The sequence below is a fragment of the Streptomyces sp. NPDC057099 genome (assembly GCF_042671245.1).
Taxonomy (GTDB): domain Bacteria; phylum Actinomycetota; class Actinomycetes; order Streptomycetales; family Streptomycetaceae; genus Streptomyces; species Streptomyces purpurascens.
On the sequence record NZ_JBHUTX010000005.1, the window covers coordinates 349,427 to 370,776 of the forward strand.

Here is a 21,350-nt window from a genome sequence, read left to right on the forward strand (position 1 = left end):
GGAGACAGTCGCGGTGAGGCGCCGTCAGGCCCCGTTCTTCTCCACGTACTCCCGCGCCCAGCGCAGCACCTCCGGGTGCAGCGCCTCACCCGCCGCCAGCAGCCGCGGCAGCAGCGTCCGTTCGGTGGTCACCGCCCTGAACTGCAGGGCCACGGTCACGTCGTGGTCCGGCCGGTGCACGATCTCGACGGCGTCGCCCGCGCGAATCGCGCCGGGCTCGATCACCCGCAGATACGCCCCCGGCGCGCCCCGCCGGGTGAACCGCTTCACCCAGCCCTTCTCCTCCAGATGGCCCTGGAACGTGCGGCACGGGATCCGCCCGGAGGTGATCTCCAGGACCACCTCGGGCCCGATGCGCCAGCGCTCGCCGATCCGCGCGCCGGACACGTCCAGCCCCTGGGTCGTGAGGTTCTCGCCGAACGCCCCGTCGGCCAGCGTCCGGCCCAGCTCGCGCTCCCACTCGTCCAGGTCCTCGCGCGCCATCGCGTACACCGCCTGGTCGTCACCGCCGTGGTGCTCCAGCTTGCACACCGCGTCCCCGGCCAGCCCGCTCCCGCCGATGCCCTTGGGCCCGGGCGCCGACACCCGCACGGCCCCGTCCACCGGCCGCTTGTCGATCCCGGTCACGCCCTCCGGGTTGTCCGTGTACGGCACAGCCTCGGCACGGCCCAGATTCACAGACAGAAGCTTCATGCCTTGCACGGTAAGGGACCGGTCCTCAAAGCGTCGACGCATTATTCGCATCGAGATCAAAGAGGCGCTTATCCTCGAAGGGTGATCGAAGCCCGCCATCTCCGCGTACTGCGCGCCGTCGCCGCCACCGGTTCCTTCTCCGCCGCGGGGCGTGAGCTGGGCTGCACACAGCCCGCCGTCAGCCAGCAGATGAAGGCCTTGGAATCCTCCGTCGGCACCCCTCTGCTCATCCGCACCGGGCGTGAGATGCGCCTGACCCAGGCCGGTGAGGCGCTGGTGCGGCACGCCGCCGGGATCCTCGCCGGGCTCACGGCCGCGGAGGAGGAGATCGCCGCCATCGCCGGGCTGCGCGCGGGACGGGTCCGGCTCGTCTCCTTCCCCAGCGGCAGCTCCACGCTGGTGCCGACGGCCCTCGCCGCGCTGCGCGCCGCACACCCCGGCACCCGTGTCTCCCTGGAGGAGGCCGAACCGCCCGCATCGGTCGGGCTGCTGCGCGAGGGCGACTGCGACGTGGCGCTCGCCTTCCGCTACGAGGGCGCGGCGGGTGCGGAGGAGTGGGACGACCTCGTCGTACGGCCGCTGCTGTCGGACCGGCTCGTCGCCCTCGTGCCGGAGCGGCACCGGCTCGCGGGCGCGCGGTCCGTCGCCATCGGGGAACTCGCGCAGGAGCCGTGGATCGCGGGCTGCCCGCGCTGTCGCGGTCAGTTGGTCGAGGTGTGCGCGGCGGCCGGCTTCACGCCTCGCATCGACTTCGCCACCGACGACTATCCGGCGGTGGTCGGCCTGGTCGGCGCCGGACTGGGCGTGGCCGTGCTGCCGCAGCTGGCCGTCGAGTCGGTACGGCCCCGGGGTGTACGCACCGTGACGCTGGAACCGGCGGTGCGGCGGGAGATCGTCGCGCTCACCCTGCCCGACCTCGCACAGGTCCCGGCGGTGTCGGCGACGCTCGACCAGCTGGCGCGGGCGGCCGTCCGCTAGCGAGCACCAGGGGCACGCGTGCGCGTGCCGTTCGCAGAAACGTTATTTCAATGGTGTGAGGCGGTGTGCCCGCCAGGTGCCGACGCCGACACCAGCCGGTTGCGCGCCCGCCCCATGAGCTCTTCGCGCTCGTCCTCGGTCAGCCCGCCCCACACGCCGTACGGCTCACGCACCGCCAGCGCGTGAGCGGCGCACTCGGCGCGTACCGGGCACCTCATGCAGACCTCTTTGGCCGAGTTCTCGCGAGCACTCCGAGCCGCACCGCGCTCGCCCTCCGGATGGAAGAAGAGCGAGCTGTCCACCCCGCGACAGGCAGCCAGCAGCTGCCAGTCCCACAGGTCCGCGTTCGGTCCGGGAAGGCGGGAGAAATCTGCCATTACGTGACCCCTTGTAGCCGTTTTGGGCGGATCCGGTGTCTACGACCGTACAACTACGATCTAAGGAGATGAAAATATGACTCATTGCGAATCTAGCTCCAGACACTGGCAAAGCGGAAGAAATGGGTCTGAATGGGGCATAGGTTGTGATGAAAGTTCGCGGGTCTGCTGTGCATGTCTGCACCGTGTCCGCCCCCTCACGTAGAGTGCCGAAGAGGACAGCCGACCCCGTAACTCTTTCGAGTGACCGTCGTTGAGAGTGCGAGGCGGTTGAAGGAACAAGCGCTCGGACGGGCGTCCGAGACGGTCGACCGCACAGGTGACGATTCCGTACCAGCCTGGAGGCTCAAGGTGACGTGCATCAGCTGCGGAGGGCGGTCATGACTTCCGTCCTCGTCTGCGACGACTCCCCGCTTGCCCGAGAGGCGCTCCGTCGTGCGGTCGCGACCGTGCCCGGCGTAGAGCGCGTGACGACGGCGGCCAACGGCGAGGAAGTCCTCCGCCGCTGGGGGGCCGACCGCTCGGACCTGATTCTGATGGACGTGCGCATGCCCGGTCTGGGCGGCGTCGAGACGGTCCGGCGGCTGCTGTCCGCCGACCCCGGTGCGCGCATCATCATGCTCACCGTCGCCGAGGACCTGGACGGCGTGGCCCTCGCGGTCGCCGCCGGTGCCCGCGGCTATCTGCACAAGGACGCCTCCCGCGCCGAGCTGCGCGCGACGGTGACGCAGGCCCTGGCCGACCCGACCTGGCGGCTCGCCCCACGCCGGCTGCGCTCGGCCGAGATGGGCGCCGCGCCCACGCTCACGGCGCGTGAGATCCAGGTCCTCGAAGGCATGAGCCACGGCCGCTCGAACGCGGAGATCGGCCGCGAGCTGTTCCTCTCCGAGGACACCGTCAAGACCCACGCCCGGCGCCTGTTCAAGAAGCTCGGCGCCTCGGACCGGGCCCACGCCGTGGCGCTCGGCTTCCGGTGGGGCCTGGTGCGCTAGGGCCTGTCGTTTGGATCAGGGCGCAGGGAACTGACGGCGTCTTGTCGGCGCCGGTGAGCGGGGTCTGGTGCGTGCAGCTGCAAGGCGGAGGACGGCGGCGATGCGGAGCATCGGCAACCGACGACAACGCGGCAGATGCGCGTGCCAGGGCCCGCGTCTGCGGCGTGATCCAAATGACAGGCCCTCAACCTGTCCTTCGGATCGGGTCGGCTTCGGCGCGAGGCACCCGGCGCGGGCCGGGCGGCGGGGGCATGCGGATGCCCCCGCGCGAGCCGTACGCACGCGTGCGACAGCTCGGCGGGGTGCCTGCGGGGCCGCTCGGCTCCCGGACGATCCGAACGGCAGGTCCTGAGGGCGGCCGCGCGTGTGGCGGTGGTCGCAATGGGGGCGCGAAGAGGCAGGTGGGCGGGGTCGGCCCGGGTGTCCGCCGGGTGCCCGCTGCTTGTTTCGCCGCGGATGCCGCATCCTTGAGGGTGTGGAGTTCCTCGGGGACGAGTCGGTCGAGCGGAAGGGGAGGGCGCAGGGGATGAGTGCCGGCGCACCTGCTCATAACGCTTCGGTGCACAACAACGGGCGCGGTGCCGCGGACCCGGTGGCCGCAGGGCACCATGGACCGATGCGCGATGACGAGGCGGTCAATGCCCAAGGGGCGATCGGCGCGCTCGTCCACCGCGCCGTCGACGGGGACGAGCAGGCCACGCACGATCTGCTCGCCCATGTCCACCCCCTGGCGCTGCGCTACTGCCGCACCCGGCTGTCCCGTCTCCCCGGCGATGCCAGGCACTTCGTGGAGGACCTCGCCCAGGAGGTGTGCGTGGCGGTGCTCCTCGCGCTGCCCCGCTACCGGGACACCGGGCGTCCCTTCGAGGCGTTCGTCTTCGCCATCGCCGCGCACAAGGTCGCCGACCTGCAGCGCGCGGCGATGCGCCACCCCGGCTCGACGGCCATCCCCTCCGACGAGATGCCCGAGCGCCCCGACGACTCCCTGGGACCGGAAGAACGCGCGCTGCTGAGCAGTGACGCGGCATGGGCCAAGAAGCTCCTGGCCAACCTGCCCGAGAACCAGCGGGAGCTGCTGCTGCTGCGCATCGCGGTGGGGCTCACGGCCGAGGAGACGGGCCAGATGTTGGGAATGTCACCCGGCGCCGTCCGGGTGGCGCAGCACCGGGCGCTGAGCCGGCTGCGGGCGCTCGCCGAGCAGTAGGCCTTCAGCAGCCCTTGGTTGAACAGGTGGTGCGTGGCCTCCGTACGAACATACGAAGCCCCGAGCCGACCGGAACCGTGGAATGAGACAGCCGCGCTTCCCGTTAGCATGGACATCCGCACCGATCAAGGCCATTTGGGGAAGGTGTCATGACTGCAAACGTCGACGGAGTGCCCGGAAAATTCGCGACACTCGGGCTGACCTACGACGACGTGCTGCTGCTGCCGGGCGCGTCGGACATGGCTCCCGACGAGATCGACACCGCCTCGTACGTCTCGAAGAACGTGCGGGTCAACATCCCGCTGCTGTCCGCCGCCATGGACAAGGTCACCGAGTCGCGCATGGCGATCGCGATGGCTCGCCAGGGCGGCGTCGGCGTGCTGCACCGCAATCTGTCCATCGAGGACCAGGCCAACCAGGTCGACCTGGTGAAGCGGTCCGAGTCGGGCATGGTGGCCGACCCGATCACGGTCCACCCGGACGCCACGCTTGCCGAGGCCGACGCGCTGTGCGCCAAGTTCCGCATCAGCGGCGTCCCGGTCACCGACCCCGCCAAGAAGCTGCTCGGCATCGTCACCAACCGCGACATGGCCTTCGAGACCGACCGCACCCGCCGGGTCCGGGAGGTCATGACGCCGATGCCGCTGGTCACCGGCAAGGTCGGCATCTCCGGTGTCGAGGCCATGGAGCTGCTGCGCAAGCACAAGATCGAGAAGCTGCCGCTGGTCGACGACGACGGCGTCCTCAAGGGCCTGATCACCGTCAAGGACTTCGTCAAGGCGGAGAAGTACCCGAGCGCCGCAAAGGACGCGGAGGGCCGCCTCCTCGTCGGTGCCGCCGTCGGTGTCGCGGGTGACTCCTACGAGCGGGCCCAGGCCCTGATCGAGGCGGGCGTCGACTTCATCGTCGTCGACACCGCGCACGGCCACTCCCGGCTGGTCGGCGACATGGTCGCCAAGATCAAGTCGAACGCGAACGGTGTCGATGTCATCGGCGGCAACATCGCCACGCGCGACGGTGCCAAGGCCCTGGTCGACGCGGGCGTCGACGGCATCAAGGTCGGTGTCGGCCCCGGCTCCATCTGCACCACCCGTGTGGTCGCCGGTGTCGGTGTCCCGCAGGTCACGGCCATCTACGAGGCCGCTCTCGCCGCCAAGGAGGCCGGTGTCCCGGTCATCGGCGACGGCGGTCTGCAGTACTCCGGCGACATCGCCAAGGCCCTGGTCGCCGGCGCGGACACCGTGATGCTGGGCTCGCTGCTGGCCGGCTGCGAGGAGTCGCCGGGCGAGCTGCTCTTCATCAACGGCAAGCAGTTCAAGTCGTACCGCGGCATGGGCTCTCTGGGCGCCATGCAGACCCGCGGCGACCGCAAGTCCTTCTCCAAGGACCGCTACTTCCAGGAGGGCGTCGCCTCCGACGAGCAGCTGGTCCCCGAGGGCATCGAGGGCCAGGTGCCCTACCGCGGCCCGCTCTCCTCGGTCGTCCACCAGCTGGTCGGCGGCCTGCGCCAGTCGATGTTCTACGTCGGCGGCCGCACGGTGCCGGACCTCCAGGACAACGGCCGTTTCGTCCGGATCACGTCCGCGGGCCTCAAGGAGAGCCACCCGCACGACATCCAGATGACGGTCGAGGCGCCCAACTACAGCCGTAGCAAGTGACCCGCACGCGCGCGTGAGACGGACCAGGGGCGGTCCCGGAGCATCCGGGACCGCCCCTGTCGTGCCCGTCGGCGATACTGGAAGACGCTGCAACGCATCAGGGAAAGGCCACAAACGTGACTGAGATCGAGATCGGGCGCGGCAAGCGCGGCCGCCGGGCGTACGCCTTCGACGACATCGCCGTCGTCCCCAGCCGCCGTACGCGGGACCCGAAGGAGGTCTCGATCGCCTGGCAGATCGACGCCTACCGCTTCGAGCTGCCGTTCCTGGCCGCCCCCATGGACTCGGTCGTCTCCCCGGCCACCGCCATCCGCATCGGCGAGCTCGGCGGCCTCGGCGTGCTGAACCTCGAGGGCCTGTGGACGCGCCACGAGGACCCGCAGCCGCTGCTGGACGAGATCGCCGAGCTGCCCGCCGAGGCGGCGACCCGGCGCCTCCAGGAGATCTACGCCGCGCCGATCAAGGAGGAGCTGATCGGCGCCCGCATCAAGGAGGTGCGCGACTCGGGCGTGGTCACGGCCGCCGCGCTCTCCCCGCAGCGCACGGCCCAGTTCTCCAAGGCCGTCGTCGACGCGGGCGTGGACATCTTCGTCATCCGCGGTACGACGGTCTCGGCGGAGCACGTCTCCGGCGCGTCCGAGCCGCTGAACCTGAAGCAGTTCATCTACGAGCTGGACGTCCCGGTGATCGTCGGCGGCTGCGCCACGTACACCGCGGCCCTGCACCTGATGCGCACCGGCGCGGCCGGTGTGCTGGTCGGCTTCGGCGGCGGCGCCGCGCACACCACGCGCAATGTGCTCGGCATCCAGGTCCCCATGGCGACGGCGGTCGCCGACGTCGCGGCCGCGCGCCGTGACTACATGGACGAGTCCGGCGGCCGGTACGTGCACGTGATCGCGGACGGCGGTGTCGGCTGGTCCGGCGACCTGCCCAAGGCGATCGCCTGCGGTGCCGACGCGGTCATGATGGGCTCCCCGCTCGCGCGCGCGACCGACGGTCCGGGCAAGGGGCACCACTGGGGCATGGAGGCCGTGAACGAGGAGCTGCCGCGCGGCAAGAAGGTCGACCTCGGCACGGTCGGGACCATCGAGGAGATCCTCACCGGCCCGTCCCACACCCCCGACGGCTCGATGAACCTCTTCGGCGCCCTGCGCCGCGCCATGGCCACCACCGGCTACAGCGAGCTGAAGGAGTTCCAGCGCGTCGAGGTGACGGTGGCGGACTCGCAGCACCGGCGGTAGGCCCCGGATACGACGTCACAGACGGTGGGCGGCACCCATGGGTGTCGCCCCTCGTGTGTCCAGGAGCAGCTGCGCCTTCACCGACAGGCCCTGGAGGTCGTACGTGCGGTGCTGCTGGAGCAGGATGGTCAGATCCGCGTCGGCGGCCGCTTCGTAGAGCGAGTCCGCCCGGGGGACGGGGCGGTCGAGGACGCTCCAGTCGGGGACGTAAGGGTCGTGGTAGCTGACCGACGCGCCCAGGTCCGTCAGACGCAGGGCGATCTCCTCGGCGGGGGTGCCCTGGAGGTCGGCGAGGTCGGGCTTGTAGGTGACGCCCAGGAGCAGCACGCGGGCGCCGCGCGCCGACTTGCCGTGCTCGTTGAGGAGCTGGGCGCCGCGCTGGACGACGTAGCGGGGCATCCGGCTGTTGACCTTCTGGGCCAGTTCCACCATGCGCAGACTGCGGCCGCCGTGGGCGGTCAGGTCCTGCGGGAAGGTGTGGCCGCCGACGCCCGGGCCGGGGCGGAAGGCCTGGAAGCCGTACGGCTTGGTCTCCGCGCAGCGGATCACGTCCCACAGGTCGACGCCCAGGTCGTGGCAGAGCGCGGCCATCTCGTTGACGAGGGCGATGTTGACGTGCCGGTAGTTGGTCTCCAGCAGCTGCACGGTCTCCGCCTCGCGCAGTCCACGCGCGCGTACCACCTTGTCCGTGAGCCGTCCGTAGAAGGCGGCGGCCGACTCGGTGCAGGCCGGGGTGAGGCCGCCGATGACCTGCGGGGTGCCGGCGGGGGTGAAGTCGCGGTTGCCGGGGTCGACGCGGCTGGGGGAGTGGGCGAGGTGGAAGTCGCGGCCCGCCCGCAGGCCCGAGCCCTCCTCGAGGAGCGGGCGCAGGAATTCCTCCGTCGCCCCGGGGTACACAGGTGACTCCAGGATCACGGTGGTGTGCGGGCGCAGATGGGCGGCCAGGGTGCGGGCGGCCGTCTCCACCTGGCTCAGATCGAGCCCTCCGTCCGTGCCCGGCGGGGTCGGTGCGCAGATCACCGCGGTGCGCACCCTGCCGAGCTCGGCGGCGTTCGTGGTCGGCCGGAAGCCCTTCGCGAGCATGCGGCGCAGTTCGGCGGGGCTGAGGGAACCGGTCTCGGGTCCGGTCCGGTAGCCGATGGTGGGGATGCCGGCGGCGACGGCGGCCTGAGCCACGGGCAGGCCGTAAGGGCCGAGTCCGATGACGGCGAGATCTGCGGGCACGGCGAGGCCGTCCTTCCCGTAGCCGAAGTGGGACAGGTGCGCAAGCCCTGTGGACAGGACGGGCGAGTGCAATGTCAGACTAGGAGTAAATATGACCGTTATGTGGGATTGCCTGGCCGAGTTTCGGTGAGTGTTCCGTGCGGGTTGTCCACAGGCTGAGGGCCCGTGGTGGCTGAAGTCGGGCAACCCGGTCAGAATTTGGGCATGGGGGGTACGGACGGGGCTTCACCCGACGGGTGCGGCCGGCGCGACCGATGAGCGGGAGGCAGCGTGAGGACAGCGACACTCGGGCCGGAGCAGCGAGCCGAGTCACTGGCATCCATGGCCGAGCGAGAGCTGGACGTGCTGGTCGTGGGCGCGGGCGTGGTCGGTGCGGGCACCGCCCTCGACGCCGTGACCCGGGGCCTCGCCACGGGCCTGGTCGAGGCCCGCGACTGGGCCTCGGGCACCTCCAGCCGGTCCAGCAAACTGATCCACGGCGGTCTGCGCTATCTGGAGATGCTCGACTTCGCGCTCGTCAGGGAGGCGCTGAAGGAGCGCGGCCTGCTGCTGGAGCGGCTCGCCCCGCACCTGGTGAAGCCCGTGCCGTTCCTGTACCCGCTGCAGCACAAGGGCTGGGAGCGGCTCTACGCCGGGTCGGGCGTCGCGATGTACGACGCCATGTCCATGGCACGCGGCCATGGCCGGGGCCTGCCGATGCACCGCCACCTGACCCGCTCTCACGCCCTGCGCGTGGCGCCCTGCTTGAAGAAGGACGCGCTGGTCGGGGCGCTCCAGTACTACGACGCCCAGATGGACGACGCCCGCTATGTGACCAACCTGGTGCGCACGGCGGTGGCGTACGGCGCTAAAGCCGCCAACCGCGCGCGGGTGACGGGCTTCCTGCGCGAGGGTGAGCGGGTCGTCGGCGCGCGGGTGCAGGACGTCGAGGGGGGCGGGGAGTACGAGATCCGCGCCAAGCAGGTCGTCAACGCCACCGGTGTGTGGACGGACGACACCCAGGCCATGGTCGGGGAGCGCGGCCAGTTCCACGTCCGGGCCTCCAAGGGCATCCACCTGGTCGTGCCGCGCGACCGGATCCACTCCACGACCGGGCTGATCCTGCGCACGGAGAAGTCCGTGCTGTTCGTCATCCCCTGGGGCCGGCACTGGATCGTCGGCACCACGGACACCGACTGGGACCTCGACAAGGCCCACCCGGCCGCGTCCAGCGCGGACATCGACTACCTGCTGGAACATGTGAACTCGGTGCTCGCGGTGCCCCTCACCAGGGACGACGTCCAGGGCGTGTACGCGGGGCTGCGGCCGCTGCTCGCGGGCGAGTCGGACGCCACCAGCAAGCTGTCGCGCGAGCACACCGTGGCGCACCCGGTGCCCGGGCTCGTCGTCGTGGCGGGCGGCAAGTACACGACGTACCGGGTCATGGCCAAGGACGCGGTGGACGCGGCGGTGCACGGGCTCGACATGCGCGTCGCCGAGTGCGTCACCGAGGACGTGCCGCTGCTGGGCGCCGAGGGCTACCGGGCGCTGTGGAACGCGCGGGCGCGGATCGCCGCCCGGACCGGACTGCACGTGGTGCGCGTGGAGCACCTGCTGAACCGGTACGGGGCGATGACCGAGGAGCTTCTGGAGCTCATCGCCGAGGACCCGTCGCTGGGCGAGCCCCTGGCGGCGGCCGACGACTATCTGCGCGCCGAGATCGTCTACGCGGCCTCGCACGAGGGGGCGCGGCATCTGGACGACGTGCTGACCCGGCGGACGCGCATCTCGATCGAGACCTTCGACCGGGGCAGCCGCAGCGCACGCGACGCCGCCGGGCTGATGGCGCCCGTGCTCGGCTGGGAAAAGGACCAGATCGAGCGCGAGGTCGAGCACTACCAGAAGCGGGTCGAGGCCGAGCGGGAGTCGCAGCGGCAGCCCGACGACCTCACGGCGGACGCGGCGCGGCTGGGGGCGCCGGACATCGTGCCCCGGTAGGTCCCGGTAGGCCCCGGTAGGCGCGTCACTCGAACGAGTGTCGTGAGCTGGGATCTCCGTTCGGGGCCCGGTCGTTCTACGAGGTGCGGGGGCAGAACTCGGCCGCGAGCACCGCGGGTTCGAGGTCGGGATCGGCGATCGCGTCCGTGTTCACGCGGAGGGTGAGGACACGCCGGCCGTCGACGGTGGCCGCGGTGCGCACATAGCTGCCGGATATGTGCCCGTTGTGCCCCCACACCGTGGTGCCGCACGGAAGTTTCTCGGGGAGCAGCCCCATGCCGTACGCGCCGTGTGCGGCACGGGTGTCGAGCATCTCGCGCAGCCAGTGCGGGGGCAGCAGCCGCCCGCTGAGCAGGGCCGCGTAGAAGCGGTCCAGATCGGCGAGCGTGGTCACCAGCTCGCCCGCGGCCCCGGCCACCCGCGGGTCGAGATCGGTGACGTCGGTTCCGTCGGCGGCGTAGGCGCGGCCGTGCGGAGAGGGCAGCGAGGAGCGGGAGCCGGGGAAGGAGGTGCCCGTCAGACGCAGCGGAGTGATGATGCGGCGCTCGGCCTCGGCGGCGTACGAGTCGCCGGTCACCTGCTGGATGACCAGACCGAGCAGGACGTAGTTGGTGTTCGAGTAGGAGAAGCGGCCGCGCGCGGCCGGAGGGTGGGTGAGGGCGATGCGTACGGCCTGATGGGGTGTGACGGGTACCGTTCCGCCGGTGTCCGCGGCGAAGTCGTACAGGCCGCTGGTGTGGGTGAGCAGGGAGCGCAGGGTCAGCGCGCGGCCGTCGTTGCCCGCTCCCCGCACCAGGCCGGGCAGGTGCCGCTCCACCGTGTCGGACAGCGACAGCCGGTGCTCGGCGGCCAGTTGCAGCACGACCGTCGCGATGAACGTCTTCGTGATGCTGCCGGCGCGGAAGTGGTCCGACCGGGCGATTCCGGGACCGGCCTGGGCATAGCGGGTGGTGCGCCCTTCCCGGGTCAGCAGGGCCGCGGCGGGAGCCTTGCCCCGGGTCACGAGCAGCGGCAGCACCGCGTCCGTGGGCGGGGCCGAGAGGGCCGAGGAGTCGGCCGGCGGCAGTCCGAGGACGGCGACGGACACCGGCAGGGCCAGCAACGTCCGAAACGGCGGCATGCGGGCTCCTCCCTCGTCAGGGCCCATCATGCAAGGCGGCGAGGGGCGCGGCACACCCGGGTTCCGGGTGGACGGGCCCGGCGCCCCGGTGCCCAGGGGCCCCCTGGGCACGGCGCACTTGTCGGGTGAGAGACAATGGAGGCTCTGTCAGGGCGGGTTGTATGAGGGGACGCATGTCGGAGGCGGAGCGGGCGGCGGGCACATCTCGTCAGGACACTCGTCAGGACAACAGGGAGCGTCTCCTGGCCGGGCGTTACCGGCTGGGCGAGGTGCTCGGCCGCGGCGGCATGGGCACCGTGTGGCGGGCCGAGGACGAGACGCTGGGGCGGACGGTCGCCGTCAAGGAGCTGCGGTTCCCGACGAACATCGACCAGGAGGAGAAGCGGCGGCTGATCACGCGGACGCTGCGCGAGGCCAAGGCGATCGCGCGGATCCGCAACAACAGCGCCGTGACCGTGTTCGACGTGGTCCAGGAGGACGACCGGCCCTGGATCGTGATGGAGCTCGTCGAGGGCAAGTCGCTCGCCGAGGCCATCCGGGAGGACGGCCTCCTCGAGCCGAAGAGGGCCGCGGAGGTCGGGCTCGCCGTCCTCGACGTGCTGCGGTCCGCGCACCGCGAGGGCATTCTGCACCGCGACGTGAAGCCGTCGAACGTGCTGATCTCCGAGGACGGCCGGGTCGTGCTCACCGACTTCGGTATCGCCCAGGTCGAGGGCGACCCGTCCATCACCTCGACCGGCATGCTCGTCGGCGCGCCCTCCTACATCTCCCCGGAGCGGGCGCGCGGGCACAAGCCGGGCCCGGCCGCCGACCTGTGGTCGCTCGGCGGGCTGCTGTACGCGTCGGTGGAGGGAGCGCCGCCGTACGACAAGGGATCGGCCATAGCGACCCTCACCGCGGTGATGACCGAGCCGCTGGAGGAGCCGAAGAACGCGGGCCCGCTGACGGACGTCATCCACGGACTGCTCACCAAGGACCCCGCCAAGCGGCTCGACGACGCGGGTGCCCGGGCGATGCTGAACGCCGTCATCCACGCGCCGGAGACGGCCGAGCCGGAGCCGATGGACGCGACGAAGGTCGTGCCGCTGCCGGCACAGCCGGACAAGGCGTCGCGCAAGGGCAGTTCCTCGGGCGCCGGGAACAAGCGCGGCGAGGAGGCCGGGGAGCGGCTGCGCGGGGCGCTGCGCTCCGTGCGCAAGGCCGCGGCCGGACCGGCCGCGGCGTCGGCGGCGACCCGCACCGAGACTGAGGACGCCAAGGCCGCCCCCGGACCGAAGGGCGAGGCGGCCGCCGGGGGCGCGGCCGTTTCGAAGTCGGGTCCGAAGCAGGCCTCGGGGGCGGCGGCCTCCGGGTCCGGTGAGCGGGGCAAGCAGGACGCGAAGGCGACCTCCGAGGGACGGAGTTCGGGGTGGCCCGTCATGCCGCCGCCGGACCTGCCGCCCCGGCAGGTGCCCCGGGCGCCGCTCACCGACGTGGTGTCGCGGCGAACCCTGATGATCATCGCCGTGGTCGTGGTGCTCGCCGTGCTCGGCACGGTGCTCACCATCGCGTTCAGCGGGGGCGACGAGGGCTCGAACGGGGCGGGCGAGAGCGGCGGCAAGACCGTCGCCACCGCGTCGGGCAGCGCCGACACCAAGGGCGACGAGAAGGACGGCACGCGCACCGACAACACCGCGACGCAGCCCGGGCCGTCGGGGCCCTCCTCGAACACCGAACCGAGCGGCGGGGCGAGCGGATCCGCCGGCGAGGGTGACAGCGGGTCCGCCGGAAAGGGCACCGCGGCGGAGTCGACTCACGAGGGGAACCAGGGGTACTCGATAGGCCTGCCGAAGGGCTGGAAGTTCCAGTCCACGGGCTCCGCCGGCGACCGGTTCACCGGGCCCGACGGGCAGAAGCTGCTCATCGCCTGGACGTCCACGCCCAAGGGCGACCCGGTGGCGGACTGGAAGAGCCAGGAGCGCTACATGCAGCGCGCGGAGTACAAGAAGATCCGAATAGAGAAGGTGGACTACCGCGGCTGGAACACGGCCGACTGGGAGTTCACCTACCGCGAGAGCGGCACCCGGTACCGGACCATCGACCGCGGGTTCGTCGTCGACGACTCCCAGGGCTACGCGCTGATGTACACGGCGAAGGCGGCCGACTGGGACGGCGACTCACGCAAGGACACCTGGGCCACGCTGACCAAGACCTTCGAACCCAAGTCCTGAGCATGAGGGTCCCCGGGTTTGGGGAGGCAGATCTGGCATCCCCACATTGCGGGTTGCCTGCGGCACGTATCGTAAATATTTGCGGTCCGTGCGCAGCCGGAACGGACCGTGGGGCGAACGGATGTGACCGACCGGGCTGACGGGGGAGGCAACGTGGACGACTATGCGGGCCGGGTACTCGCCGACCGCTACCGCCTGCCGCTGCCGCCGTCCGACGAATACGAACTCACCGAGACCCGGGCCTTCGACACCTACAGCGGACAGGAAGTCCTGGTCAGGCAGGTGCCGTTGCCCGAGGTGGTCGAGGCGGAGGTCCTCGACGCGGAGGGACTGCCCGACGGCTTCACCGCGCGCGACGGTGGCGCGCGACGGTCCGGCACGCGTCCGGGCCCCCGGCGGCCCACGGACCCGGTGGTACGGCGCGCGGTCGACGCCGCGCAGGCCGCCGCCGCCATTCCCGACCATCCGCGGCTCGACCAGGTCTTCGACGTGTTCGCCGAGGGCGGTTCGCTGTGGATCGTCAGCGAGCTGGTGTCCGCGCGTCCGCTGGCGGCGCTGCTCGCCGAGAAGCCGCTGACGCCGTACCGGGCGGCCGAGGTCGCCTCCGACGTCCTCATGGCGCTGCGGGTTTTGCACGCCCACGGCTGGGTGCACCGGAACGTCACGGCGCGGACGGTGCTCGTCTGCGACGACGGCCGGGTGATGCTGACCGGTCTCGCGGTGGGCGCGGCGGAGGAGGCGCTGTGCGGGTACGACCCGGTGCCGCCCTCCGAGGAGCTTGAGCAGGGCCCGGACCACGAGGGCGGCGGTGGCGCCGTCCGAGGTCCGGGTGGCGGCGCCCCGGCCGGCCTCGGTGGCGCGGCCGATCCCGAGGCCGCGCGGCGAGCCGCCATAGAGGCGCGCGAGTCCAGGGGACTGCCCGCGGCCGGGAGCGACACGGCGGGCCGGGGCCCGGCCGTGCCCGCCCGCAGGAGTGTGGACGACAGCGGTGACCCACGGGTCGCGCGCGCCGGGGCGATCGCCGCCTACCGGGCCGGTGCCCGGGCCGCCGCACGCGTCCAGGAGGCGCAGGAGGGCGGCCGGGCCGCACTGCCCGGTGCCCGGTCCGCCCCGGACGGCGGGCCCGCGCCCCACAGCAACGGCTCGGCGCAGTCGCCGTACATCCCCGGGCAGGGCACGGCACCCGGTGCGGCTCCGCCGGGCCGGATAGCCGACCCCTACGGCGTCGGCGGCGCCCCCCGGACGACCGCCTGGCACGGCGCCACGCCCCGGGGCGGAACCGGCGGAGCGCCCCTGCCGCAGGGGCAGGAGCAGGCGGCTCTCCCGCCGGCCCCGGACCCCTCCGCCCAGGGCTCGCCCGCCCGATGGGACGAACTGGTCGCCGAGACCCCCGCACCCCGGCGCGGCCCGGCCACGGCCCTGGCCGCCGAGCGGGCGCGGCAGGCGCGGATGGCCGTGGTGGGTCCCGTGACGGAGCGCTGGGCGCCCGAGCAGGCCGGACCCGTGCACGAGAACTGGCAGTTGGCCGCCCCGATCGGTCCCGCGACCGACCTGTGGGCGCTCGGCGCGCTGCTCTTCAGGGCCGTACAGGGGCATGCGCCCTACCCGGAGGAGTCGACGGCCGAGCTGGTGCAGCTGGTGTGCGCCGAACCGCCCGCCTACGCCGAGGAGTGCGGGCCGCTGCGGCCGGTCGTGGAGTCGCTGCTGCGTCAGGACCCCACCGAGCGACTCGACTTCGAGGAGCTGCGCGGCTGGCTGCGCTCGCTCGTCCGCTCGGCGCCCGAGCCGGAGGCCGGGGTACACGTCGTCGCGGCACCGCCCGTCGACGCGAGCCGGCTGCCCGTCGTACGCCGCCGGGGCGAGCTCGTGCGCAGGCGCAAGGCCGGGTTGCCCGCGCACCACGGGCGGCACAAACGGGCCAAGCGCGAGTCCCGGTCGCCGAACCGGCTCGGCCGCACCCTGCTCCTGCTGGTCCTGCTCGTGATGGCCGCCGCGATCGCCTACGCCATGCTCTTCATGCCCAAGTCGAAGACCGACGGCGCGGAAGGCACGGGCGGCACGGACCGCACCGGTTCCGCCGGTGAGGTCAGCCAGGCACCCGAGCCCGACGCCAGCAGCGAGCCCCGGCCCGACCAGACCTCGCCCGAGCCGGGGAAGGGCCCGTCGACGTCGGCCGGTTCCGCCGAGACCCAGACCGCGGGCCCCGATGCCGCCGACGGCTTCACCCTGCGCAAGGACGCGGCGGGCTTCCAGGTCGCCGTCGCCAAGGGCTGGGGACACACCCCGCGCAACGGCAGCGGCCAGGTCGTCTACGCGAAGGGCGACTTCGAGCTCATCGTCGTACCGGGCCGGGACAGCGCCGCGGAGTTCGGCCGTGATCCGATGGCCTACCAGCGGGAGAAGGAGCGCGAGTTGCAGCCGTACCGCGACTCCAGCTGGGCCACCTCCACCGGTCTGAAGACGATCGAGGTGGGCGGGCGGACCATGGCCGAGGGGCAGTTCACCTGGACCGGCGGCGACGGGGGCGAGCTGTATGTGCGCAACCTCGCGATGCTGGTCGAGGGGCGGTACCACGTGGTCCAGGTGCGCGGGCCGGAGGCCGAGCGGGACGAGGTGACGCGGCTGTACGAGCAGGCGGCGGCGACCTACAAGGCGACGGGCTGAGCGCCCGGCGCGCCGCCTGTACGCGGTAGTTCAACCTCTGGTTGCCTCGCGTCCCGACAGGCGACAACCGTCACAGTGCGGTCACCGTGGTACCCCGCTTGTTCCCTGGGGAGGGGCGGGTCCTTACGCTGACCCTGTCAAGACCATTGCGGGGCAACGTGAATCAGATGCAGGGCCAGCTCGTCGCGGGCCGCTACCGGCTCGCCGACTCCATCGGCAGCGGCGGCATGGGCCGGGTGTGGCGCGCCCATGACGAGGTGCTGCACCGGTCCGTCGCCATCAAGGAGTTGACCGCGGCCCTCTACGTCTCCGAGAGCGAACAGGCCATCCTGCTGGCGCGCACCCGGGCGGAGGCACGGGCCGCCGCCCGGATCAACCACTCGGCGGTCGTCACGGTGCACGACGTGCTGGAGCACGACGGCCGCCCGTGGATCGTGATGGAGCTGGTCGAGGGCCGTTCGCTGGCCGACGCGGTCAAGGAGGAGGGGCGCGTCGAGCCGCGCGAGGCGGCACGCATCGGCCTCTGGGTGCTGCGGGCCCTGCGCGCCGCGCACACCGCCGGTGTCCTGCACCGCGACGTCAAGCCGGGCAACGTCCTCCTCGGCCGGGACGGACGCGTCCTGCTCACCGACTTCGGCATCGCCCAGATCGAGGGCGACACCACCATCACCCGGACCGGAGAGGTCGTCGGCTCCGTCGACTACCTGGCGCCCGAGCGGGTGCGCGGCCACGACCCGGGTCCGTCCTCCGACCTGTGGGCACTCGCGGCGACGCTCTACACGGCGGTGGAGGGCCGGTCGCCGTTCCGCCGCACCACCCCGCTGACCACCATGCAGGCGGTCGTCGAGGAAGAGGCCGCCCAGCTGCAGCACGCCGGTCCGCTCGCCCCCGTCATCAACGCCCTGCTGCGCAAGGATCCGGCCACCCGGCCCGACGCGTCCGAGGCTGAGCAGATGTTCGCCGAGGCGGCGGAGGGGCGGCGGCCGAGCGGGGCACAGGCGTACGTCCCGACGCAGTACGGGGGGACGCCGTACCGGGACGTCCACAGCGGCATGGGCACCGCGGGCACGGGCACGACCGGCATGGGCACGGGCCCGTCCGGCACCGGCTCCGGTTCGCACACCCGCACACCGCTCCCGCCGCTGGCCGGCACCCCCGCCACCGGTGCCCCGGCCCCCGGGACGCCGGCGTCCGGGACCCCCGTCGCCGGCCATCCGACGACCGGTCCCACCACCATCGGTACGACGGCGACGGGCCCGCAGGCGTCCGGGCCGCAGCGGACCGGTTCGGGCCGGCGCCGCCGGCTGCGTACGCTCGCCCTCGTCGTCGCGCTCGCGGCCATCATCGGCGGGGGCACCGCCGTGGTGCTGCAGCAGTGGGACGAGGGCCGGCAGACGCCGGGCGGAGCCTCCGGATCGGCGAGTCCCACGAGCCCGCAGCAGCCCGCGGGATCGGTTCCCGACAGCTGGGTCCGCCACGACGACCCCGCGGGTTTCAGCCTCTCCCTGCCGAAGGGCTGGAAGCGCAAGCCCTTCGGTCCGCAGGGCGAACTCAAGCAGATCGACTACACGCCCGACGGCGGACGGCACTTCGTGCGCATCGCCATCGACACCTCCCCGGACTTCGCCGACCCCTACGCGCACCAGCTCGACCTGGAGCAGCAGATCAAGGATCTGGTCGACTACCGGCGGATCACGCTGGAGCGCAACGTCTACCGTGACCGGGGCGGCGCGCTGTGGGAGTACACCTGGACCGCGCGCGCGAAGGACACCCCGTTCCCCGGCCCGCGCCGCGCCATCGAGGAGACGTACGTCGCCCGCGACGGCACCGAGTACGCGCTCTACATGTCGTCGCCGGTGGAGGACTGGGCGAAGGCGCGCAAGCAGTTCACCTCGCTGCTCCAGGGCTGGCAGGAGAAGACCTCCTGACACAAGGGCCTCCTGACGTGGCGCCCCGCTGACACGGGCCCCTGTTTCGGCCACCCGCGGCCGCGGCCCCGGAGCCGATCCGTCCGGTGGGGCATGATTGCCGCATGGGGACCGAGGGGCACAACACGCGTGTCATCGCGGGCCGCTACCGGTTCGAGGAGAGACTCGGGCGCGGTGGCATGGGCGTGGTGTGGCGGGCGACCGACCAGCTGCTCGGCCGGGGCGTGGCCGTCAAGGAGCTCCCCTACGACGAGACGCTCTCCGCGGCGGAGGCGCGCCGGCAGCGGGACCGTACGCTGCGCGAGGCCCGGGCCGTCGCCCAGCTGAGCCATCCGCACATCATCGTCGTCCATGACGTCGTCGAGGACGACGAACGCCCGTACATCGTCATGGAGCTGATCGAGGGCGGCTCGCTCGCCGACCGGCTCGCCCATCATGGCCCGGTCGACGCCTCCGAAGCGGCCCGCATCGGCATCGCCCTGCTCGGCGCGCTGAGCGCCGCGCACGCGGCCGGTGTGCTGCACCGCGACCTCAAGCCGGACAACGTGCTGCTGGAGACCGGCACCGACCGCGTCCTCCTGACCGACTTCGGCATCGCCCAGGTCGCCGGAACGCCCACCCTCACCGAGAACAACTCCTTCGTCGGCTCGCCCGAGTACACCGCGCCCGAGCGGATGTCCGGGGCCAGGACCGGGCCCGAGTCCGACCTGTGGTCGCTGGGCGCGCTGCTGTGCGCGGCTCTCAGCGGCGAGTCGCCGTTCCGCCGCGACTCGTTGGGCGGCATCCTGCACGCGGTCGTCGCCGCCGAGATCCGGCCACCCGCGCAGGCCGGACCGCTCCTGCCCGTCGTACAGGGACTGCTCGAACGCGACCCGGACCGGCGGCTGGACGCGGACCGGGCGGAGCGGATGCTGCGGGCCTTTCGCGACACGGGCCGGACACCGGAGGCGCCGCCGCCCGGGTACATGCCGACGCTCCGGGACACACCGCGCGGCCGGTCGCGCGGAACACCGCACGACACCGCGGGCCGGCAGCCGTTCACACCGCCTGCGGGCATGCCCCCACCGGGCCGGCTCGCCGAACAGCTGATGCGGCAGCCCACCCGGAGGGTGCTCGTGGCCGCGCTGCTGGTCGCCGCGATGGCCGGGGCCGGGGTGTCCGCGGCGGCGCTGCTCATGGACGAGGGCGGTGAGCCGGGAGGAGGCCCCACGCCGACGAGTTCGGCTCCCGGGACGCCCACGACCCGGCCCTCCTCCCCGAGCGCCCCCGCCCCCACGACCACCCCTGTCAGCTCTCCTACCGGCGCAAACGGGAGATAAGCCCCGGCCAGGGTCACGGGTCTGTGACCGGTTCGCGGCATTGGTGGATACGTAAGCGCTTGGCGCGATATGGATGACCTCATGAGCAGCAGCGGGGGATCCAGATCCGGGGCCGATGAGCCGACAAGTTTTGTTCTGCAACCGCCCAGCCCGCCGGCACCGGTACCGGGCAATCCCTACGCGACGCCCACCCAGGTCGTGCCGCCCCGGTCGGAGAGCGCGGCGCCGGCGGCGCCGCAGGCGGCCGAGGACCCCGGTGCCGGGCGCCTCATAGCCGGGCGTTACCGGCTGATCGCCAAGCTCGGGCACGGCGGCATGGGCACGGTGTGGCGGGCCGAGGACGAGACGGTGGACCGGGAGGTCGCCGTCAAGGAGCCCCGCGTCCCGGATCATCTTCCCGAGCGCGAACGTGCCAACGCCTTCGAGCGCATGCGTCGTGAGGCGCGTGCCGCGGCCCGGCTCGATCATCCGGCGGTGGTCGACGTCCACGACGTGGCGGTGGTGGACGACCAGCCGTGGATCGTGATGGAGCTGGTGCGGGGACGGTCGCTGGGCGACGCGCTCCAGGAGGGCACCCTGTCCGCGCGCGAGGCGGCCCGGATCGGCCTTGAGGTGCTCGGCGCGCTGGAGGCCGCGCACGCGGCGGGCATCCTGCACCGCGATGTGAAACCGGACAACGTGCTGCTCGGCCGCTACGACCGGGTCGTCCTCACGGACTTCGGCATCGCCCAGATCGAGGGCGAGACCAACCTGACCGACACCGGCGGCTTCGTCGGCTCGCCCGAGTACATCGCGCCGGAGCGGGTGCTGGGCCAGCGCCCGGGCCCGGCCAGCGACCTGTGGTCCCTGGGCGTGGTGCTGTACGCGGCGACGGAGGGCGTCTCGCCGTTCCGCCGCAGCAACACCCCCGCCACGCTCCAGTCCGTCCTCAACGCCACGCCCGCGCCGCCCGCCTCCGCCCCGGGACCGCTCGCCGAGGTCATCACGGGCCTGCTGCACAAGGACCCGGCCCGCCGCCCGAACGCCGCACAGGTGCGGGCCCGGCTGGAGGCGGCCGCGAACCCGCCCACCGCCCAGCACACCCAGGTCGGGCAGGTCACGGGCCAGGGCACCGCAAGCCGGGGCATCCGGCTCGGCCGCCGGGCGTGGACCGGACTCGGCGCGGTGGTCGTGGCGGCGGCGGTGACGGCGTACCTGGTCGTCGCGGACCCGTTCGCCGGGCCCTTGCCCGACGGCTGGCAGACCAAGCAGGAGAAGGGCCTCGCCGCGTCACTGGCGGTTCCCGGCGGCTACCAGCGGACCGTGCCCGACCGGGAGAGGGACCAGGGGCACTGGGTCACGTACACCGACTGGAGCGGCAGCGTCTGGATCGGCCTGACCCTCGACAAGAAGGCGGAGGACACCGGCCGCAACATCGCGGGCTCCGCGGCCGCCGAGATGTACGACGACGACAGCCGGTTCAAGGACAGCGGCAGCTACGACCTGGACATGCCCGAGAACCCGAAGACGAACCCCAGGGTGACCACGTACAGGGACAAGAAGGCCGCCGAGAACACCGTCTCCTACGACACCGACGACAGCGAGAACCCCCGCCCCCGCGAACTCCGGATGTTCTACTACAGGACCGCCGACGGCGACATGTACAAGCTCACCGTCAGCTACCCGGGCAAGGGCGACTTCACCGAGCGCGGACGTGAGGTGGCGAGCACGGCGATCGCGAACCTGGACATCGACGGGACCTGAACCCGCTCCGCCAACACCCCCG

The 21,350-nt window shown here is 72.4% G+C and carries 15 protein-coding genes; 11 read left to right on the forward strand and 4 right to left on the reverse strand.

Features of this window, described 5'->3' with window-relative positions; all coding sequences use genetic code 11:
* Positions 1-24 precede the first annotated feature (24 nt).
* Entirely contained in the window at positions 25-693 is a 669-nt protein-coding gene (locus ACFT4A_RS10270; protein ID WP_382827640.1) for an MOSC domain-containing protein, read from the reverse strand.
* Positions 694-774: 81 nt separating this feature from the next.
* Between ACFT4A_RS10270 and ACFT4A_RS10275 the strand changes: the two genes are divergently transcribed.
* Entirely contained in the window at positions 775-1,671 is an 897-nt protein-coding gene (locus ACFT4A_RS10275) for a LysR family transcriptional regulator (RefSeq protein WP_382827642.1), read from the forward strand.
* A 47-nt stretch (positions 1,672-1,718) separates the two neighbouring features.
* Here ACFT4A_RS10275 and ACFT4A_RS10280 read toward each other — a convergent pair whose 3' ends face one another.
* Entirely contained in the window at positions 1,719-2,048 is a 330-nt protein-coding gene (locus ACFT4A_RS10280) for a WhiB family transcriptional regulator (protein WP_184591351.1), read from the reverse strand.
* 380 nt (positions 2,049-2,428) lie between these two features.
* On the opposite strand from ACFT4A_RS10280, the gene ACFT4A_RS10285 reads away from it, so the two are divergent.
* From ACFT4A_RS10285 to ACFT4A_RS10300, 4 genes are all read left to right on the forward strand, one after another.
* Positions 2,429-3,040, forward strand: a complete 612-nt coding sequence (locus tag ACFT4A_RS10285; protein WP_003948568.1) for a response regulator transcription factor — start codon at positions 2,429-2,431, stop codon at positions 3,038-3,040.
* Positions 3,041-3,656: 616 nt separating this feature from the next.
* Positions 3,657-4,244, forward strand: coding sequence for a sigma-70 family RNA polymerase sigma factor (locus ACFT4A_RS10290; RefSeq protein WP_382827644.1), 588 nt, complete (start codon positions 3,657-3,659; stop codon positions 4,242-4,244).
* A gap of 149 nt (positions 4,245-4,393) precedes the next feature.
* Positions 4,394-5,902 carry an IMP dehydrogenase gene (guaB, locus tag ACFT4A_RS10295; protein WP_215119351.1) on the forward strand — a complete coding sequence of 503 codons (1,509 nt, stop codon included), beginning with the start codon at positions 4,394-4,396 and terminating at the stop codon, positions 5,900-5,902.
* 116 nt (positions 5,903-6,018) lie between these two features.
* Positions 6,019-7,143, forward strand: a complete 1,125-nt coding sequence (locus tag ACFT4A_RS10300; protein WP_184591345.1) for a GuaB3 family IMP dehydrogenase-related protein — start codon at positions 6,019-6,021, stop codon at positions 7,141-7,143.
* Between the two features lie 15 nt (positions 7,144-7,158).
* On the opposite strand, the gene ACFT4A_RS10305 is transcribed toward ACFT4A_RS10300, so the two are convergent.
* The gene (locus ACFT4A_RS10305) at positions 7,159-8,367 is read right to left on the reverse strand and encodes a nucleotide sugar dehydrogenase (RefSeq protein ID WP_382827646.1); all 1,209 of its coding nucleotides are present in this window, start codon (positions 8,365-8,367) and stop codon (positions 7,159-7,161) included.
* Positions 8,368-8,637: 270 nt separating this feature from the next.
* Here ACFT4A_RS10305 and ACFT4A_RS10310 point away from each other — a divergent pair, with 270 nt between their 5' ends.
* Positions 8,638-10,344: a glycerol-3-phosphate dehydrogenase/oxidase gene (locus tag ACFT4A_RS10310; RefSeq protein WP_382827647.1), complete on the forward strand. Its 1,707-nt coding sequence runs from the start codon at positions 8,638-8,640 to the stop codon at positions 10,342-10,344.
* Positions 10,345-10,420: 76 nt separating this feature from the next.
* Here the strand turns inward: ACFT4A_RS10310 and ACFT4A_RS10315 are convergent, their stop codons facing one another.
* The gene (locus tag ACFT4A_RS10315) at positions 10,421-11,464 is read right to left on the reverse strand and encodes a serine hydrolase domain-containing protein (RefSeq protein WP_382827649.1); all 1,044 of its coding nucleotides are present in this window, start codon (positions 11,462-11,464) and stop codon (positions 10,421-10,423) included.
* A gap of 173 nt (positions 11,465-11,637) precedes the next feature.
* On the opposite strand from ACFT4A_RS10315, the gene ACFT4A_RS10320 reads away from it, so the two are divergent.
* The 5 genes from ACFT4A_RS10320 to ACFT4A_RS10340 all read left to right on the forward strand — a co-directional run bounded on the left by ACFT4A_RS10320 (position 11,638) and on the right by ACFT4A_RS10340 (position 21,328).
* The gene (locus ACFT4A_RS10320) at positions 11,638-13,674 is read left to right on the forward strand and encodes a serine/threonine-protein kinase (RefSeq protein ID WP_382827651.1); all 2,037 of its coding nucleotides are present in this window, start codon (positions 11,638-11,640) and stop codon (positions 13,672-13,674) included.
* 153 nt (positions 13,675-13,827) lie between these two features.
* Entirely contained in the window at positions 13,828-16,338 is a 2,511-nt protein-coding gene (locus tag ACFT4A_RS10325) for a protein kinase (protein ID WP_382827653.1), read from the forward strand.
* Positions 16,339-16,505: 167 nt separating this feature from the next.
* Positions 16,506-18,266, forward strand: a complete 1,761-nt coding sequence (locus ACFT4A_RS10330; RefSeq protein WP_382827656.1) for a serine/threonine-protein kinase — start codon at positions 16,506-16,508, stop codon at positions 18,264-18,266.
* Between the two features lie 104 nt (positions 18,267-18,370).
* Complete coding sequence (locus ACFT4A_RS10335; protein ID WP_382827659.1) at positions 18,371-19,585, forward strand: serine/threonine-protein kinase; 1,215 nt, start codon at positions 18,371-18,373, stop codon at positions 19,583-19,585.
* 81 nt (positions 19,586-19,666) lie between these two features.
* Positions 19,667-21,328 (forward strand): serine/threonine-protein kinase, encoded by a 1,662-nt coding sequence (locus ACFT4A_RS10340; RefSeq protein ID WP_382827662.1) that lies wholly within the window; start codon positions 19,667-19,669, stop codon positions 21,326-21,328.
* Positions 21,329-21,350: the final 22 nt, after the last annotated feature.